Here is a 15,976-nt window from a genome sequence, read left to right as displayed (position 1 = left end):
AGACTTAGACCGCGACCTTCGACCAGAATTGCGGGTTTTGCGGCGACTGCATCCTGACCCACTGATAATTGGTCTTTGACCACGGCCGGACATTCGCGTTGAGGTTGTCGATGACAACGTCACCCGAGCGGGTTCTGACCACAACTACAAGATGATGCTCACCCGAGCCGGTCACGACTTCCGCCAACAGCAAGGCACGCGCCGGCCATCCTCGCTCGAGCAGCGCGTGGCGCTTAGTGACGGCGTAGTCGTTGCAGTCCCCCTGCGAAGGCGCCACGATCCATTCTTCACCGATAACGCCGCGCTCGTTGCGCACGGGCGTAATCGATCGATTGACGTCCGAGTTGATCTTGACGAGATCGGCATAGCGTTCTGCCGTCAGTTTCACACCGCCGCCGCGGAACAAGGGCTTGCCTGTCTTGCAGTCCGAGGGATAGCGAAGGCAGAAATTGATATGCGCCATCGGCGGCAGGACAGCGCCGGCGAGTTTAATCCGCTCAAACTGATATTTGAGATTGATCGGTGCACCGATCATTGCTGCTCGCGTATCCTGAACGGACAGAACAGCGGTAAAAAGCAACGCGAAGCAGATCCAGAATTTGCGCAACATCCCGCACTCCCCAAGCATCGTGATCCTTGAGGCAGTAATAACAGCGACAATTTAGAAACGCGTTTGGCCGGACGGTCGGACTTGCCTCAAATTGTGCAGGTCTGGACGAGGAGCTCTTAACCAAAACCGAGAGGCGGAGGCCGATCAGCTGGCGCGCTCGTCTTTATGAGCGATCCCCGGGGAGGACCCCTCTTCCAGCTGCAACTTCTCAAGCAATAGATCGGTAACGATCTTGCGGAGCCGTCTGTTCTCAAGGGTTAGCTCTTCAACCAGGCGATGCATATGCTCGGCACTTGGCTGTCCTTCCGGCCCCAAAGCCTCCATTTGGACAGCGTCCTCGCCGCTTTGGAACTCCCCGGGCCGGCGCGGAAGCCTGCGCCAACGATGCAGGGTCATCACACTGACACCGAGCGCCTTGCTGATCTGGACCTGGGAACTGCCTGCCTGAACCAGCGCATCCGCCTGGTTAAGCTTGAGGAATATTTCGTGTCTCGAATGCTTCTTCATCGATTTCGAAGGTCATCGAGCCTGCAGCTTCGAGACGGCGCAGCAGGATCGCTGCAGCGATTAGCCATCCAGCCAATGCGCGAACCATAAGGCAGTAAAGTTAACATATGGGAACTCAGGCAAGAAGCGCCCACCAGTTGCAGATCGATGCCCGACTCGCCCGCCGAGTGGCGGTCTGGCGCGATCGAAGGCTTCCGGCTTGATTAATCGAAACGCATTGGACAGTTTCGTGAACCGCCTGCAGTCCGCCGGCGGGTGGGAAACTGGGGGCTTTCGGACATCACATGCGGCGACGAGATTTATTAGCCGGTGGGCCGGCTTCGCTATTGGCCGCATCCGATGCAATGGCTCAATCGCCACCGCGTGCGCCGGGCACAAGCCCGACGCATCAGGTCGACGTCCGCCGCGATTTCGGTGCGGTCGGGAACGGTCTGGCTAACGATTGGGCAGCCATCGAGACGGCCGGGCTCTATTTGGAGCGCCTTGGCGGCGGCCGACTTTATTTCCCGACCGGCCGATATCGCCTCCCCGAAATCGCTAAAAACATCACAGTTCGCAGCAATGTCGAATACTACGGAGACGGGCACAGCTCAGTCATCATTGGATCGAACGCCGCCTTCATCAGCCCAGAAGATGCTGCCTTCGGACGGACGGCGTACGACTCCTACAAATACATGCCGATCAGTGACATTGTGGCCGGCGATCAATTCATTGATCTGCGGGATGCTCGCGATGCGGTGAATTTCAAGCCGGGCGACATCGTCATTGCGCGTTCGGTCAACGCGATCGTCACACCTGGCGACACCCTGCCCTATTACGTGGAGATGAACCGTGTCGTCGGCGTCGACGGACGACGCCTCTTGCTCGAGGATCCGGTCGATGACGGCTGGAGGGGCTTGATCGTGGCGAACGTCACGAAGCACATCGCGCAAGGTTACAGCATCCATGATTTGCGGATCGAGTGTGACAATGGATATCCGTTCTTCATCCAGGGAAGCTACAAGAGCGTCATTCGAAACTGCTGGACCCGTGGCTATGCCGTCGCTTGCTTCAATGCTTTCACGCGAAGCGCCGCACACGATATTAACGCCACGGTTCTGTGGAATGCAGCTGGAACGTCAGCCTCTTTGTTCGAGGTCGAAACCGGCTCCGTACGCGCCAATTTTCACGACATCGACGTTTACATGGCAGGCTCATCGAAGCCTGGAACGCAGTTTCCTCTGTTCTACTGTCAAGAATTCTCACGACGAACGTTGATACGAAACATTCGGGTGGCCGCCGCCGGTCTCGACGTTGGCATGGTGTTGCAGATCATGAGCGGAGGCCACCGGCTGGAGAACATCGAGGTCACGGCAAAATCAATCGACAAAGTCCTCGACTATTTCGTACCCGATCCGGGCGAATATCAGCTCGGCCATCTGGGGTTAACGCTTGCCAATACCTCGATCGAAACACTCGATCCTGCGAACGGATTTCACCACGGCTTTGTTCTGCATAACAATCACAACGATGGAGAAGTTCAAAACGTAACGATCAGTCATTGCTCGCTGCGTGGCGCGACTGACCAGAGCGAGCACAATTTGATATGGTTCTACAAGGGCGTTCAAAGGAATGTTATGCTCGACGGCGTCAGTGGGCCCGGATGCGTAACGATGGATCCACCTCCAGGCCTGGGTGTCCCAGACAAGCCCTATCAGTTTCATGGCGTCGTTCTACGGAATTGCGATTATACTCACATAGCGTCGCAAGCCCTGCTGGACCAAAGTCGGTTTGTTGCCTGCGCGCGAACTTTTGGCCGATTGCCCACAATAAGGCGGTTGTCCGAGTCGCCTTGGTCGAGCCCTGTAGCAACACCGGAGCTCGTGATGACCATTCCGCCCGATCCCTCGATCTGTAGAGGCGATGCGATCCTAATCGAGTTGTCCGGCTGGTACGCCCCCCTGCCGTTCCCGGCGTATGTCCAGGTTAAGGCAATGGGAACCGTCGTCGCCACGCTCGCCCTAACACCTCACGAATATCAGGACATCCGGTTGATGCTCAAACTTGAGTTCGTTGGCACGAGGTTTCTCAAGCCAGACAGGTACGTCATCCGTGGACCTATTATGATCAACAACAGAATGCTTTCCAACTGGAGTTACGTCGCGGGTTCGCTCGCTACACAGGAGCCGAACGCAATCGAACTTCTCGCTTGGATTGAAAAGCCGACGCGGTCAGGGGCCGCACTCAACGTGGGACACGCCAACATCACGTTTCGAGCGATTGAAGCAGCGCTCTGAGCCGCACCGGGTCGCCGCCCTAACCATGAATTTCATTGGCGACGGTTTGTGCCGAGAGAACAGGGCGATCGCACGCAGCACCCCCATCGGTGCGCGGTCCAAGGCGAAGATTCCGTTGGTCGGCCCCATTGGCGCCGACAGTGCGCAAGATGATCGGAAGGGCATTGCCGGACCTCACCTTCGTGAGCTTGCAGTCGATTTAGGAGGCGATCAGCCGCGCTACTTGTTAGCAATCAGCAGTCGTCTTCAAACTGGACCTCGACCAGCCTGGGGCTGCGGCCGATCGCCTCTACAATCGCGTTGGGCGGGGGTGATTGAGCAGCCTAAGCGCCTCTCAGCCGGTGTCCCCTTCCGGCATTGTAGGGACCTTAGTAGGCAAGGAATCGCCGGGGCCCCCCGTTACTTCCCCTAAACTGTCACGCGTTAATCTCGAAAAGTAACGCGTTAATCCGGTTCGATGGACCTCGAAAAAGTTCTCCGTCGGATCGCCAAGGCCGGTCGCTCGCTACAAATTCGAGACAGTGGCCATGGGCACATCCGCGGCTCCCCCCTGGTCTTGCGTCGTAGTGTAACGCCATAATCGAATTATTCAATTTCAGGGGCGCGCCTAAAGTCATGGACTCGAGGAGTTTTTGCCAGAAACCTGTTCCTTCACTGTAACACCATAATCTTCATTAGTAACGCTATACTCTTATTTTATCCCACGAACGAATAGAAGTGAATCGCGAAACTCCGGTGCTGTAACTACTTAATCCGCAATTGTAACGCGAAAATCGCGAGAATCACACGGTCACTCACGGCCAACCTACCGGCAAGCGACGGACACGATTCACCAGGCCATCAGTGGCGGCTGTCGAGGCCGCATTCCCGCGCAAGTGCGGAGCTTCGGAAAGCGGAAGCGCCGTTCAGCCGTACTCGACCGAAAGGAAGCCATAGTCGAAGTGCGGCGAAGAGATAGGGATCGGCCGCTACGGGTTGACGGCGACTGCCACTCATCGTCAACCGACAGTAGCGGATCCTGACCGCGCCGCTTTCGCTGATCCTATCACCGGACGGCCGGCCCCCACGGTTTCAAATCTACGACCAGGTGGTCCTATTTCGGCTCGAACCCTAGTCCACACAGCAAATCTCGGCCGTGATGCCGGCGCACTCCATTTGGCGCAGACGGCTCAGTTGATTGCGGCGCATAGCGTCCGCTTTCGCCTTTGACCTCGAAAGGACACCTTGCCGTCGCGAACGTGTAACAGATCGGAGACGCCGTCCCGGATGAAGTCTTCGCACATCGCCCGAACAATCTCGGCCAAGCCGTCCGCGCCAGTGCCTTTGAGCAAGGCACCCGAGTTCGCAAGTATCCGGGTCCTTCCTGTCGCCGAACAACAGCGGATAGTATCTGGTCGCGCGGCAGCTTTCTTCCGATGTGCGGCCCACACGTGGGGAAGCCCTCAATATCTCTTAGTGATCAGCGAGGTCCGCCAGAGCACGCAACAACCATCCAGTTGCGGCCCTGGAGATTCGACGCGGCATTCCAGCGCCGACTGCTCGGACGCCAGATCCGACGGTTCGTCGTCAAGACCCATCGCAATTCAGCTGGATCGCGACGGGCCACCACAGATGATTCCGCGCTCTAGTTGATTTTGCGAAGCGAGCCCTTGTCGAGCAGCTTTGAGCGCAACTCCGTCTCGGCGTTCTCGACACGCTCTCTCAATTTCAACAATTCTCGATATTGTATTTCGAGAGAATCTTGCGCGGATTGAGTTGCTGGCGCGCGATAGTTCGTTACACAGCTCGAAGAATATCTGATCATGAACTTGTTGCCTGCCCAATTGACGCAAGTAGTTGAGTTGCGGAAGGTCGCTAAAGAAGTTTGCCAATAGTTGATAGATGGCCGGAATTGCATAAGGCGGCAAGCCATCCCGCTTATTAAGATTGACGCCTACGCAAAAGCTTAAATCTGGAACCTCGCGTACTCCAGGGCCGTCACGGGCGATGGGACTTGTCGGTCTCCGGGCGTTTCCGACGCGCGCCGCTACGGCTTATCGCTGTAGCGGATGAGGCGAGAGCCTCCCTTTTCCATGCGCTTCACTTGCTTAGAAGTCGAACAACTCCCGCCGTCGCGGCTCCTGCGGATTTCGTACGGCTGATCCAAATTGCATAGAAACTTCCCTGAGTACCGCTCAGGCGCTGCGGCGCACATAGTAAATACCTGTGGGTAGAGCGATATATTCCCTCGCCGCGCGACTTCTTATCCCATGATTTGCGAATCACCGGATTAAGGGGTTCGCCATGGAGGTATGTGACTTTCAATCGATGTCCGTCGATGAGCTATGGATTATTCATCAGGAGTTGACGAAGAAGCTTGCTCGGATGATCGAGGCGGAAAAGTTCAAGCTTGAGCAAAGGCTTCGCGCGATTGAAGAAACCAACGAGGCCTGGCGACCCGATCGCGAGCGCCGCCCATATCCCGCCGTGCTGCCCAAATATCGAAACCCGAATAATCCGAACGAGGTATGGTCAGGACGGGGGAGGCAACCGCGCTGGATAGCTGCCAAGCTCCAGGCTGGGGCGCATCTCGAGGAATTTTTGATTTCGGAGGCTCGCGGAACGGACTCCTCCAAAAATATTTGATGTCGACCATTTGATCTCGTCGCTAAGGAGCGATGTCGCAATGCCGTACGTCCTTGATGGTTCGACCGAGTTTTTCGAGGCAATTGCGGCGCCCGCCGACCTAGGCTGCCTGGGCCATCCAATGGCGACTTTCCCACGATAGGAAAGATCGCAGGACCGGACATTTCCCCCACGCGACGTTAGCGACGATTGGTCCCGGTCCAAACTTCCGTTCCTGTGAGCCGATTAAATCACGGTTAGGATTGGCGTGCTCATTCTGGCCGAGTGCATTTTTTTCGGCGCGAGGCCATGACGTATTTAATCGCCACTTATCCGATCGCTTTCCTGTGGTCCGCCTTCGTCGCTGGCGTGTTTGTCGGCTACGCCATTCGTGCACTTATTTCCATGCAGCGGCGAAGAATTGCCCGCACGAGAAGGTACGATCTCTCCGAAGATTGATCAAGATTCCAAGCAATCGTCGTATGCGCGGTGAGAGGAACCCGGTCGCGCAGCCCCTGCCCTGGTGCATTGCGGTCCCAAGTTTGCCGACAAAACCTTCAGAACGCTCGTAAGCAGCCGCAGGATCGAGCAAGCCGCTCCACGCGAAAGGCGCAGCCGCCCTCAAGCGAGAATAACTTGCGAGTGCACGGCATCACCGGTTGATGGTGCCGCCTTTCACGACGCGTTTGGTCGACCGAGTCCGCGGGCGCTCGGCCTTCGCAGAGCTCAGTGGACCAAACACGGTGACGGCCACCCGGGGAGCGCTCCCCGACGGCCTTCCTCTATTCACTGGCTGCTGGAGTGCAAGAGATCCGGCTCGGATGGCGTTATCTCGGTCGAAGCCCGCGCGTCAGCGCGGACTGAGTGGAACGAATTCGTTCCACTCTCCCTCAGGACCCGTTCGCCGTTTAAAGACGAGAAATCCTTTGCTCGTCGACACGATGTCGCCCGGCTCCAGCGTCGTGTCGTTCATGGCTCGCTCCAGGGCGCGCTCTGCGGCTATTTTCGCCAGATCCTGTTCGGCGGGAGCTCGTAACCCGAGGCGTCGCTCGCGACGTTCGGCGGCAATCCGTCTACGAGCTTCCTCGATCTGTATCTTCCATTCTTCACGCGACATTTCAGTCGACGTCTCGCCCACTGGCTCCTCCGTCGCCGACCCGGCCGGTTGTTCTGCAAGACACGCCGTCGCGCTCACCGCAAACGACAGAGTTGTCGTCCCAACTTGCACCCAGTGGCGAAAAAACATGTCGTCGGCCCGAGCTTGGCTCCGCGCGCAGAGGCGGTCATCACCGGTTTCAGCCACCAGTCGGACAAACGCCTAGGATCAGCAATCGCAAGAGCGGGAGGCCTGCAATTTACACTGCTAGCAATGAAAACGACGCTTTGATCAGGACGACGAGCGGTCAACTGCCCGACTGGCTGAAATAGCCGGGAAAACGCGTCAGCATTGCGGATCTGACGAATTTCAAATGCGAGACGGACACGTCAAGTTCCTTGAGCCGCCTCTGACCATTGGAGATTTCGGCGCCAAAAAGGTCCTGATGATGATTGTCCAGCGCTTCCCGCTCTAGATATTCATCGTCGCCATTGCCGAAGGTCACGGCCGCACGCGCGAGCGCATCTTCCACGCGACTGCTCAGCCCCGCTTGCTCGTTTTCGGCAGCCTGCAGAGCGACGTCAATCGCCGTCATGATCGAAGCAACACGCTCGCGATCGGTCTGCGCATCACGTTCGGCCGAACGCGCTTGGAAGCGCTTGTTCTGCGCGAGCGGATTGTTCGTTCGGGCTTTCAGAAGACGATGGAACATCTGGCATATCCTGTTTGTGCCCTTGGGCCCAAGGATCGACCCGCCATGGTTAAAAAAGGGCTAAACTGGAAACCGCTTCAGTGCGGCTTCGCGCGATCCAGATGCGCCAGGCATCTTCATGCTTGGTATAGAGTTCCGACCATCGATCGACGTTCACGCAGGTCGAACCGCTGCCACCTATCGCGCTCCCTTCCTCCGCCCGCGACGGAGGATCGTCGAGCATTTCGAATTCTGCGGTTTCCGCGCGCGAGAGGCCGATGAGGACGCGATGTCCATCAGCATTGACAAAATACCGTCGCGGTCCAGCGTTCCAATGAACCAGCATTTTGGCTCCTCAAGGCACCGGCTTCCAAAAACTCGGGCCCAGAATTCGCCTTGACGAACCACACGACCCAACGTGACCAGCACTTCAAATGATCGAAGCCGTACTAAACTGACAATATGCAGAATTATTAGGCGTCCGGCGAAGCTGCTGCAAGCGTGGTGATCACTCAAGGTAACTTGGAAGCCGTACCGCCAGAGCCAAGCGTTAACAGAAAGAGTTGACGGGCCCGGCGGCCACAACGCGGGACACCGGCGCTCCTGCATGCGTCGGTAACGTCAGAGCTCGTTCACTCACGATCCTGCGCATCGACGCGCCTCACATTTCCGCCTGTCTCGCGTTCCCTTCGATCGCGCGCTCTCATTCCACTCGATTGGCCGGGTCGATGACGCGGAATGAACGCCGCCGTTTGCCCTGGAGCCGCAGAAAAGGCGGCGGCCAATTACTGCCGTTGCGGGAAGCACTACCTAGCGCGGCTTTCCTCGCGCTTCCAGCGCCGATTGTCGCAGACCATGCAACTGCTCCGACGGCTCCGTACCGCGCGGCTCGTCCATGGAGATTGCATCGAGGCCCGCGGCATAAACGCGCCAGCCGTTTGGCTCCGTCGAAGTCAGATGCAGGACGCTCGACGAACCTCGACTTTTGTCGTCATTCGCTTCGGGATCCACATCCGTATATCCACGGACGAACGCGACGCGCACGCTGCAGGTAAGGTTGAGCGGTTAGCTTAATACACGGTGTTGCTTGCGAGATTTCGCCGATCGCATATTCATTTTCGCACCGGGCTTCCCCAAGGCCTGGCCCCACCCAAGCAAAGCCGTCGAGCGAATCTGGGTCGCTTGGCGGCTTTTTCGTCTTATTTTGTAAATGAGGATTCTTTGAGTATGGCGCGCGAGCCCTGGTCGTTCAAGGAAGACCGCAAGTTGATGGAACTGGCCAAGTCTTCAGTCTCTTTGGAAGAAGCCGCGAAACAGCTCGGCCGGACACCTGATGCAATCAAGCGCATGGCATTGCGCCTGGGTCTTTCGCTTAGGTCGAAGAAGCCGAAGCAGGGCTGAGCAACAAAAGCCCGAAGGACCCGATCATCTGCCGGGATGATGCAGCCCGCTTCCGACAGCGCGTTCAAAGTCCGCGATTGGAGCATTGCGGATCACAAAGCGGAAGCAAGAGCGTCTTATCGAGGCGCAGTCGAATGTTGGGTCGCGCCCGGATAATGGCAGAGGGGATGCGGACTGATCCCGAGTTGTGCCTTTTGCCGTGTCTTTCCGATCTTCGAGCACGATTGGCCATCAACATTGTCGCCATCGCACGGTAACACGCAGCGAGTTACCGTGCGATACGACTCATCTAGAAAAATAAACGATTCTTTGATGGCGTGTTTCGCTCTCCCACAGGACACGAAGAGTTCGACAAAGAATCGTTTTAAATTATCAAAAATCCGTTTTTGTTCTGGGTCGGTAACGGGGGGTGTCGCGAAATTGGAATGGGACGAGCTCCTACCCTGGACGCGTGAAAAGCGATCATTCGGCGACACCGCTGATACATGCTGAGGGGGGAACAGCGGCAAACAGGGACGACTGGCGACGCATGCCCAAATCGGGCTGAAATGGAACGTCAAGCCTAAAACTGGCCCCGATGACCTGATGGCAACCCCACTTTGAGGCCGACCATCCCGGTGCCGCCGGCTTCAACGCCGGTATGACCACCGCGCGGATTTCGCCACCAAGGCTCCTGTGTCTCGGGGCGCATTGATCACGGCTGAAGCGCCGCCGATGGGTTACAGCGGAATCTAAATCGCGCTGGTCAACGAAAATAGACAGCCCGACGACCAGGCAGAATTAGGCCTGTCGACAAGGGCAGCGCAAAATGGCGCGTTACCGCAACGCAAGGGCTTGCTGCGTAGCAGCTTCGGCTTCGCCCAAAATTGCGGTGTGTCCTCTTCGGCTCGAACTACCGGAAGCTTTTGACCACAACCTTGTCGTAGCCCTCACCGTCGGTGCCAAACCAATCTGAGTTACGGCATCGTCAGCGATGCGGGGCCCCGTCCATCTATCTGGGAAGACGGGCGTTGCAGGCCGAGCCGGTGGATTGTCCGCTGGGAAAAGGCTTAAGCCGAGTCGGCTCCATGTCGAGACGTTCAACGGGGCGCAACGGGTTGTCGAACGGATATCACCTGAGCACCGGAAATTTGCGACGCAAACCGCAGGGACGGCTCGCCGGCCGGCGTACGTCTACTGCGGCTTTTGCTTCGCTATTGCCTGTAGCTTCTCGAGTTGCTCTTCCGCATACAGGATGATCAAGCGCCTTACGTCCTGGTCGGATATTTTCTGAAAAGCCTTGATCAGACGTAGCATCTGCAGATCGTCGACGTTCGGCATGGCAAAGAGCTCATCGGATAAAGCGGCGGCTGAAATAACAGAAACTATGCGATTGTTCTCGACGAATAGAAATAGCCAACTTCAGCCAGAGTAAACTCGTTGCCTTGCCACGGAACCGGAGAGGTTACTCTTCTGCCCACCTGCTTAAGCGTGAGTGTGGTCCTTTAGAGATCGCGCCTTGAAACGCCCCTGAATCATGGATGCCTCGTTGGCGCCAGCAGGAACTTAACGATATCTGGGCTTTTTGATCCCGATCGGTAGCCAACCGGCTACGCTGCCGGCATGCGCAGAAACCACTTGATTGCAGCCGTATGCATCTGCCTGGCGCTCATTGTCTACGCCACCTTTGCAAAGTTGGCAGGACGCCCTGCGCTAATGGGGCATCACGAAGCCTATTGGGTCGTCGTGATCGAGCGCTTCAGCGCTTATGGGCTGCTCGGATTTCTCCTGTCGTTCCTGCTGCCGGGACGGTTCGCTTTAACCTGCTCTTTCGTTATCGCGGTCGCCATAGGGCTGGAGATCATGCAAATGCTCACACCCGACCGGGATCCGGGCCTGCTTGACGCCCTCCAGAAAGTCGCCGGAGGTCTCGTGGGTGTCATGCTCGCCCAGACGATTTTGGCCTTCTTGCCCAGACCTCCGACCTGAGGCAACAGGGAGGGAACCGCCCGAGCCATCCCGATCGGTGGGCAGAACAAGGCAACTTTGGTTCATCCTCGGGCTACGCGGTTCGCCACCCTGGCTTGTGATGCCGAAGAGCGCACCGCTCTGCCCCAAACCGGGCTACCCACGCCTCCCGCCCCCGCTGCCCCCCAAATGGGCAAGACTCGTTGGGTTCCGCGCCGCGTTTGTGTGTCCCAATTAGACCCTATCTTAGCCCGTCCTGACTAGGATCTGCAGGAGCGTCCTTCGATCTCCGCGCGGGCAGGATGAGACTACAGCGACCGACCTTTGTGTTTGCGGCGCTCGTGCTTGCGAGCACAATGGCGTCCGGGCTGGGCGGGCATTTCGCAGCCGAAAGCATCATCCGGCGTCAGCAAGCCCATCAGCTCGACGAATTGACTGAGGTTGTTCTGCGTCGCGCCGAATTTGCAATCGATTTTGCCGGCGCGAGCCTGGGCGAACTTGCGCGGCGCGACCTTGCCGATTGCGGGCCCGCGACGCTGCAGGCGATCCGCCTCCACGTCTACCAGCGTTCCGCAATCAAGGATGTGCGCCTCGTTAACCCTGATGGCTCGGTGATCTGTTCGGCCTATTCCGAAACGCTGGAATTCGACAAGGGATGATCGACCGCCGCGATATGCTTCCCGCGCGCGACAAGAGCCTTTCGCTCTTCCGTGTCGAGCAATTCGGCGGCGATGCTCTGGGCGTGCTCAAAGACATCAATGGCAACGCCGCATTGGTCGCCATTCTTGGCGTCAACGCCAGCCTGTTCGACATCATGCCCGCCGGGTTGCGCGTCCATAGCGAAGTGATCCTCGCCTTGAGCAACGGCGAGAAACTTGGCGAATTCCTGCTCGATCCCGACAAAGCCTTGCAGGCCCCGATCGATCTCGACAAAAACTCCACTCGATTCCCACTCCATGCGACCATCCGCCTCGAACGCGGCATCCTCTCGACGTGGAACAGCGAGGCCTACTGGCCGACGCTGGCCGTAGCGTTTGCAATCGGCGCGCTTTTCGGCAGGCTTTCGTAGGTCGCCTCGGCCTTGCCCGTTCCAGGCGAGTTGTTCGGAGGCACTTCATTGCCGCCTTTGAGATCGGCCTGCAACTTCACGAGTTCTGCGCTCGCCGTTGCGGCTGTCATGATGATCAGCCCCCCAGCATCGCCGCTCCCACCAGTGTCGCGTAGCCTCGATCGCTGTCGTTCCTCATGGCATCCTCCTGCAAGCTCTGCGGCCCGCTGCGATTAAACCCGGCCCGCAATGGAAATTCCGGATGGAGATTTACGCCTGATTTGGAACAACTATCGCGAGATCTCGGCTCCTTATACCCGGAGCTTGAGAAATCACGTGCGGGGGCTAAGCCGAGCGGCGCTGGCCCAGGAACTGGTTCGGCGTCAGGAGTTCTGCCATCTGATGATGGGTGGCCTGGAGCGCCTCGATGGCGCCGTCCAGATCAAAATCGGCGTCCCGGACAGATGCGAAAAATTTAGCCGTCAGCGCGAGATCGAGCTTAACGCGGGTTGCTCCATCGCGGCTTTTGCGGCGGTCAAGTGACAAATGGATGGCCCGCATTCTGGCCTCGGCAGGCGTGCAGCCACTCAGCCCGGCGAGTTCGTCATAAGTCATCCAGATCTGTGCCATGTTCAGTCACTCCTTTACTCGGCCTCAGCTTATTTTTCGTGCTTAAAGCTTCGGTTGCCGCCGCGCGCGCGCCGACCATTTCGCAGCCATAGGGTCAATGCGAGCTAAACGAAGAAGGACTATCGTGCCGAGCCCCCGGTGGGTTGCATACAGCGAAGATCGATCTATGCTCACCCGATCGATCAACCCTTGAACTGAGGCAATCGCATTGGGACAGATCACTTCGGAAGCCCTCTCCTTGAGTGATGTCCTGTCTCGTGACGCCACGCGGCATGTCCCCGCCTTCGGCAAACGTCCCGCATGGCTGACGCTTTGCGGTGCTCGTGCTGTGTGCCGATTTGTTGCTGGCGGCGGTTGCCTGGATAATCGTTGATTTCGCTCTGAGGTAAGCACACATGAACGACCGACCGACTGTCCTCGTTACGGGAGGCGCGGGCTATATCGGCTCGCATGCCTGCCGCGCCCTGACCGCCGCCGGCTATCAGCCCGTCGTTTATGACAATCTGTCGACAGGTCATCGCGGCTTCGTCGCCGGTCCGCTGGTAACGGGCGATCTGCTCGACGGCGCCACGCTGGCGCGGGCCTTCGCCGAGCATAAAATCACGGCGGTCATGCATTTCGCGGCGGCGAGCCTTGTCGGCGAGTCCATGACGGACCCGCAAAAATACTACATCAACAATGTGCAGGGCACGCTGTCGCTATTGCAGGCGATGCGCGATGCAGGTTGCCACCGTATCGTGTTCTCCTCGACCGGCGCCGTCTACGGCAACGCAGACTCCAAGGAACTGCCGGAAGATTTCCCCTGCGCGCCGATCAACCCCTATGGCGCATCGAAGTGGATGATCGAGCGCATGCTGGCCGATTACCGGTCGGCTTACGGCTTCGGCGCGTTCTGCCTACGCTATTTCAACGCCAGCGGCGCCGATCCGGCCGGCGGCATCGGCGAATTGCGTGACAACGAAACCCATCTCATTCCGCGCGCCATGATGGCGTTACAGGGCCATGTCGATTTTGCCGTGTTCGGCGAGGACTACGACACGCCCGACGGCACCGCGATCCGCGACTACATCCATGTCACCGACCTCGCCGCGGCGCATGTCGCGGCGCTGAAACTGCTGGAACAAGGGCATGCCGGCGGCAGCTTCAATCTGGGCACCGGCTCCGGCTTTTCAGTGCGGGAAATCCTGACTGCCATCAGGCAGGAGACCGGGCGCGAGGTGCCCCACACCGTCAAACCGCGCCGCGCCGGCGATCCCACCTATCTGGTTGCCGATCCCTCCGCAGCGCGAAAAGTGCTGAATTTCGTGCCGCGACATTCGGATCTACCGACCGTGATCCGCACCGCCTGGGCCTGGCACCAGAGGGCTCATCCGCTTAAGCAGGCCTGACAACATCGTCGACGTCGATCTGGCCTTATGGTCTATTCCGTTCTGAGCCAAGCGATCCCGGCGCAAACGGATGGCGTGATCGCGAACGGCCGTCGAGCCCCTTGGGCAGCTTGTCGGCATTGAGCTTCACGACCGCACCTCTGGCGTCAGCGGCCGGCACCTCGTCCTGGCTATAGATCAGCGTCGCCTCGAAGGTCACATCGGGGGCCTGCTCGGCCGTACCGGAACAGGTCGCCATCGCGCCGCTGCACACGCCCGAGAGCTTGACCTCGACTTCGTCGAGCCCGAACACGGTCGGCGGCCCCTCGGCATGTCGCCGCGTGGTCAGAACCGCCGTGAAGCGCTGCTCGTCGATTCGGTAAGAGCCGCCATACGTGAAGAAGCTATCGCTGCCGGAGATTCGTCCCTCCGCCAGATGCACGACGCCCGTGCCCTGACCGCGCGGGGTCCTGAACCAGGCCGCATATTTGCCGTCTCTCAGCATGAAAATATCCGCCGTAAAACTCAGAACGCATTTGCAACCAATACTAGGGCGCGACAATGATCCGCGCGGAGAGCATTCCGCCACGGTTAACACCCTGGAAAGCGAGCCAGTCAAATTGCTACCGACGCGCAGCGACGCGGGCAGCGCAGGCTCCTCCGCGCAGCGGGCAAGAAAGCTGGACCTCGTTGCATACCGCGCTAAAAACGATCGGCGTGCCGACCTCGTTTGGCAGCTTGCATATAACCGCTATCAACTCAGCCTTCGTGACAGCTAGCCTTCCTGTCGCGCTGGGAGGAAAGTGGTCGAGATCGCCGCCGGTCAGCAGGCGACGCCGTATCAGAAGACCGAGGCCACGCTCGCGCCCATTACAGGTATAGAGAGTGCAGCGGAGGGCCACCCGGTCGAGGCCGTCCCAGCCGAATGAAATTATCCATTGGCCAACAGCTTGCCGGCGCACTGTTTTCTCCGGTCGCCGGTTTGAACCTCTTCCTGATAGAGTGCACCAATATCTGAGAGTGATTCCGGTCACACTTGCCTGGGCGTTTCGCTGCTAAGCATCGGCTCTGGACGGGGACCGGGCAAATATCGGTCGAATCGGATGAGATTTCCCATGAAAAGCCTGATCGGCGCTGTTGTCGGCGCGTGCTGTCTTGCTGCCCCCGCTTTGGCGGAGACCCCGGCCGCCATCGTCGAGGACGTGCAAGGCAAGGTCGACGGTGTCGCGTTCATGGATTATGTGGCGCCGGGCAAGATCATCAAGCTGGGGCCCAAGGCAACCATTACGCTCAGCTATCTCAAATCGTGCCAGCGCGAGACCATCAGCGAAGGCGTCGTCATGGTCGGCACCGAGCAGAGCACCGTGCAACTCGGCGAGGTCAAGCGGGAAAAGGTGCCCTGCGATACCAACGCGGCAAAACTGTCGGAGCGGGAGGCGAACCAGAGTGCCGCGACCACCTTCCGCACCATGCGGTCGGACGCCAAGGGCAGCGCTCCGGCCAAGCTGCCGACGCTCTACGGCATCGCGCCGTTGGTGCAGGCCAAGAGCGGCAGCACCCTGGTGATCGAACGCACCGATGGCAAGGAGCCCACGATCAGCGTGCCGCTCAAGAGCGAGACGATGGTCGGCGGCAAGTTCTATGACTTCGCCAAGGCCGGGAAGTCGCTGACGCCGGGCGGCAGCTATCTCGCCATCCTCGGCACCAAGCGTTACGCCTTCCAGGTCGATCCCAGCGCCACGTCGTCGCCGACGCCGATCGTCGGACGCCTGCTGCGGCTCGAATAGGCAGCTAGCGAC

At 58.7% G+C, this 15,976-nt stretch carries 17 protein-coding genes; 9 read left to right on the top strand and 8 right to left on the bottom strand.

Annotation, left to right across the window (positions count from 1 at the left end; genetic code table 11):
- Positions 1 to 4: 4 nt before the first annotated feature.
- On the bottom strand, positions 5 to 610 hold the full coding sequence (locus BRA471DRAFT_RS09440; RefSeq protein WP_035973760.1) for a transglutaminase-like cysteine peptidase: 606 nt from the start codon (positions 608 to 610) through the stop codon (positions 5 to 7).
- A gap of 144 nt (positions 611 to 754) precedes the next feature.
- A complete protein-coding gene (locus tag BRA471DRAFT_RS09435; RefSeq protein ID WP_007606580.1) occupies positions 755 to 1,117 on the bottom strand; it encodes a helix-turn-helix domain-containing protein in 363 nt (120 codons plus the stop codon).
- Positions 1,118 to 1,401: 284 nt separating this feature from the next.
- On the opposite strand from BRA471DRAFT_RS09435, the gene BRA471DRAFT_RS09430 reads away from it, so the two are divergent.
- The 3 genes from BRA471DRAFT_RS09430 to BRA471DRAFT_RS38200 all read left to right on the top strand — a co-directional run bounded on the left by BRA471DRAFT_RS09430 (position 1,402) and on the right by BRA471DRAFT_RS38200 (position 6,456).
- Positions 1,402 to 3,393: a glycosyl hydrolase family 28-related protein gene (locus BRA471DRAFT_RS09430; RefSeq protein WP_157234039.1), complete on the top strand. Its 1,992-nt coding sequence runs from the start codon at positions 1,402 to 1,404 to the stop codon at positions 3,391 to 3,393.
- 2,307 nt (positions 3,394 to 5,700) lie between these two features.
- Entirely contained in the window at positions 5,701 to 6,018 is a 318-nt protein-coding gene (locus BRA471DRAFT_RS09425; RefSeq protein WP_245266047.1) for an H-NS family nucleoid-associated regulatory protein, read from the top strand.
- Positions 6,019 to 6,306: 288 nt separating this feature from the next.
- Positions 6,307 to 6,456 carry a hypothetical protein gene (locus tag BRA471DRAFT_RS38200; RefSeq protein ID WP_157234038.1) on the top strand — a complete coding sequence of 50 codons (150 nt, stop codon included), beginning with the start codon at positions 6,307 to 6,309 and terminating at the stop codon, positions 6,454 to 6,456.
- A 391-nt stretch (positions 6,457 to 6,847) separates the two neighbouring features.
- Here the strand turns inward: BRA471DRAFT_RS38200 and BRA471DRAFT_RS38795 are convergent, their stop codons facing one another.
- The 3 genes from BRA471DRAFT_RS38795 to BRA471DRAFT_RS09410 form a co-directional block, all read right to left on the bottom strand.
- Positions 6,848 to 7,135 carry a hypothetical protein gene (locus tag BRA471DRAFT_RS38795; protein ID WP_198287875.1) on the bottom strand — a complete coding sequence of 96 codons (288 nt, stop codon included), beginning with the start codon at positions 7,133 to 7,135 and terminating at the stop codon, positions 6,848 to 6,850.
- A gap of 265 nt (positions 7,136 to 7,400) precedes the next feature.
- Complete coding sequence (locus BRA471DRAFT_RS09415) at positions 7,401 to 7,805, bottom strand: hypothetical protein (protein ID WP_007606567.1); 405 nt, start codon at positions 7,803 to 7,805, stop codon at positions 7,401 to 7,403.
- Positions 7,806 to 7,854: 49 nt separating this feature from the next.
- Positions 7,855 to 8,130 (bottom strand): hypothetical protein, encoded by a 276-nt coding sequence (locus BRA471DRAFT_RS09410; protein WP_007606566.1) that lies wholly within the window; start codon positions 8,128 to 8,130, stop codon positions 7,855 to 7,857.
- 881 nt (positions 8,131 to 9,011) lie between these two features.
- Between BRA471DRAFT_RS09410 and BRA471DRAFT_RS38790 the strand changes: the two genes are divergently transcribed.
- Positions 9,012 to 9,185 carry a hypothetical protein gene (locus BRA471DRAFT_RS38790; protein WP_007606565.1) on the top strand — a complete coding sequence of 58 codons (174 nt, stop codon included), beginning with the start codon at positions 9,012 to 9,014 and terminating at the stop codon, positions 9,183 to 9,185.
- A 1,173-nt stretch (positions 9,186 to 10,358) separates the two neighbouring features.
- Here BRA471DRAFT_RS38790 and BRA471DRAFT_RS38785 read toward each other — a convergent pair.
- Positions 10,359 to 10,505 (bottom strand): hypothetical protein, encoded by a 147-nt coding sequence (locus tag BRA471DRAFT_RS38785; RefSeq protein WP_007606564.1) that lies wholly within the window; start codon positions 10,503 to 10,505, stop codon positions 10,359 to 10,361.
- Between the two features lie 282 nt (positions 10,506 to 10,787).
- On the opposite strand from BRA471DRAFT_RS38785, the gene BRA471DRAFT_RS09400 reads away from it, so the two are divergent.
- The 3 genes from BRA471DRAFT_RS09400 (at position 10,788) to BRA471DRAFT_RS39620 (ending at position 12,201) form a co-directional block, all read left to right on the top strand.
- Entirely contained in the window at positions 10,788 to 11,153 is a 366-nt protein-coding gene (locus BRA471DRAFT_RS09400) for an antibiotic resistance protein VanZ (RefSeq protein ID WP_007606563.1), read from the top strand.
- A 335-nt stretch (positions 11,154 to 11,488) separates the two neighbouring features.
- On the top strand, positions 11,489 to 11,791 hold the full coding sequence (locus tag BRA471DRAFT_RS39625) for a CSS-motif domain-containing protein (protein ID WP_231171067.1): 303 nt from the start codon (positions 11,489 to 11,491) through the stop codon (positions 11,789 to 11,791).
- A complete protein-coding gene (locus tag BRA471DRAFT_RS39620) occupies positions 11,788 to 12,201 on the top strand; it encodes a hypothetical protein (protein WP_007606561.1) in 414 nt (137 codons plus the stop codon). The genes BRA471DRAFT_RS39625 and BRA471DRAFT_RS39620 overlap by 4 nt, the downstream gene beginning before the upstream one ends.
- Before the next feature lie 324 nt (positions 12,202 to 12,525).
- On the opposite strand, the gene BRA471DRAFT_RS36640 is transcribed toward BRA471DRAFT_RS39620, so the two are convergent.
- Positions 12,526 to 12,810, bottom strand: a complete 285-nt coding sequence (locus BRA471DRAFT_RS36640; RefSeq protein WP_007606560.1) for a hypothetical protein — start codon at positions 12,808 to 12,810, stop codon at positions 12,526 to 12,528.
- A gap of 395 nt (positions 12,811 to 13,205) precedes the next feature.
- Between BRA471DRAFT_RS36640 and galE the strand changes: the two genes are divergently transcribed.
- Positions 13,206 to 14,198: a UDP-glucose 4-epimerase GalE gene (gene galE, locus BRA471DRAFT_RS09385; protein ID WP_007606558.1), complete on the top strand. Its 993-nt coding sequence runs from the start codon at positions 13,206 to 13,208 to the stop codon at positions 14,196 to 14,198.
- Between the two features lie 25 nt (positions 14,199 to 14,223).
- Here galE and BRA471DRAFT_RS09380 read toward each other — a convergent pair whose 3' ends face one another.
- Positions 14,224 to 14,682 (bottom strand): hypothetical protein, encoded by a 459-nt coding sequence (locus tag BRA471DRAFT_RS09380; protein WP_007606557.1) that lies wholly within the window; start codon positions 14,680 to 14,682, stop codon positions 14,224 to 14,226.
- A gap of 610 nt (positions 14,683 to 15,292) precedes the next feature.
- On the opposite strand from BRA471DRAFT_RS09380, the gene BRA471DRAFT_RS09375 reads away from it, so the two are divergent.
- A complete protein-coding gene (locus BRA471DRAFT_RS09375; protein ID WP_007606556.1) occupies positions 15,293 to 15,964 on the top strand; it encodes a hypothetical protein in 672 nt (223 codons plus the stop codon).
- Positions 15,965 to 15,976: the final 12 nt, after the last annotated feature.

Source organism: Bradyrhizobium sp. WSM471 (assembly GCF_000244915.1).
In the GTDB taxonomy this organism is placed as follows: Bacteria; Pseudomonadota; Alphaproteobacteria; order Rhizobiales; family Xanthobacteraceae; genus Bradyrhizobium.
Note: the sequence above shows the minus strand (reverse complement) of the source record. Positions and strands in the feature narration are given on the sequence as shown.

What these genes read in the sequence shown, in the direction of transcription:
- BRA471DRAFT_RS09440 (WP_035973760.1), bottom strand. Translation starts at nt 610, where the DNA reads ATGTTGCGCAAATTCTGGATCTGCTTCGCGTTGCTTTTTACCGCTGTT.
- BRA471DRAFT_RS09435 (WP_007606580.1), bottom strand. Translation starts at nt 1,117, where the DNA reads ATGAAGAAGCATTCGAGACACGAAATATTCCTCAAGCTTAACCAGGCG.
- BRA471DRAFT_RS09430 (WP_157234039.1), top strand. Translation starts at nt 1,402, where the DNA reads ATGCGGCGACGAGATTTATTAGCCGGTGGGCCGGCTTCGCTATTGGCC.
- BRA471DRAFT_RS09425 (WP_245266047.1), top strand. Translation starts at nt 5,701, where the DNA reads ATGTCCGTCGATGAGCTATGGATTATTCATCAGGAGTTGACGAAGAAG.
- BRA471DRAFT_RS38200 (WP_157234038.1), top strand. Translation starts at nt 6,307, where the DNA reads ATGACGTATTTAATCGCCACTTATCCGATCGCTTTCCTGTGGTCCGCC.
- BRA471DRAFT_RS09415 (WP_007606567.1), bottom strand. Translation starts at nt 7,805, where the DNA reads ATGTTCCATCGTCTTCTGAAAGCCCGAACGAACAATCCGCTCGCGCAG.
- BRA471DRAFT_RS09410 (WP_007606566.1), bottom strand. Translation starts at nt 8,130, where the DNA reads ATGCTGGTTCATTGGAACGCTGGACCGCGACGGTATTTTGTCAATGCT.
- BRA471DRAFT_RS38790 (WP_007606565.1), top strand. Translation starts at nt 9,012, where the DNA reads ATGGCGCGCGAGCCCTGGTCGTTCAAGGAAGACCGCAAGTTGATGGAA.
- BRA471DRAFT_RS38785 (WP_007606564.1), bottom strand. Translation starts at nt 10,505, where the DNA reads ATGCCGAACGTCGACGATCTGCAGATGCTACGTCTGATCAAGGCTTTT.
- BRA471DRAFT_RS09400 (WP_007606563.1), top strand. Translation starts at nt 10,788, where the DNA reads ATGCGCAGAAACCACTTGATTGCAGCCGTATGCATCTGCCTGGCGCTC.
- BRA471DRAFT_RS39625 (WP_231171067.1), top strand. Translation starts at nt 11,489, where the DNA reads ATGGCGTCCGGGCTGGGCGGGCATTTCGCAGCCGAAAGCATCATCCGG.
- BRA471DRAFT_RS39620 (WP_007606561.1), top strand. Translation starts at nt 11,788, where the DNA reads ATGATCGACCGCCGCGATATGCTTCCCGCGCGCGACAAGAGCCTTTCG.
- BRA471DRAFT_RS36640 (WP_007606560.1), bottom strand. Translation starts at nt 12,810, where the DNA reads ATGGCACAGATCTGGATGACTTATGACGAACTCGCCGGGCTGAGTGGC.
- galE (WP_007606558.1), top strand. Translation starts at nt 13,206, where the DNA reads ATGAACGACCGACCGACTGTCCTCGTTACGGGAGGCGCGGGCTATATC.
- BRA471DRAFT_RS09380 (WP_007606557.1), bottom strand. Translation starts at nt 14,682, where the DNA reads ATGCTGAGAGACGGCAAATATGCGGCCTGGTTCAGGACCCCGCGCGGT.
- BRA471DRAFT_RS09375 (WP_007606556.1), top strand. Translation starts at nt 15,293, where the DNA reads ATGAAAAGCCTGATCGGCGCTGTTGTCGGCGCGTGCTGTCTTGCTGCC.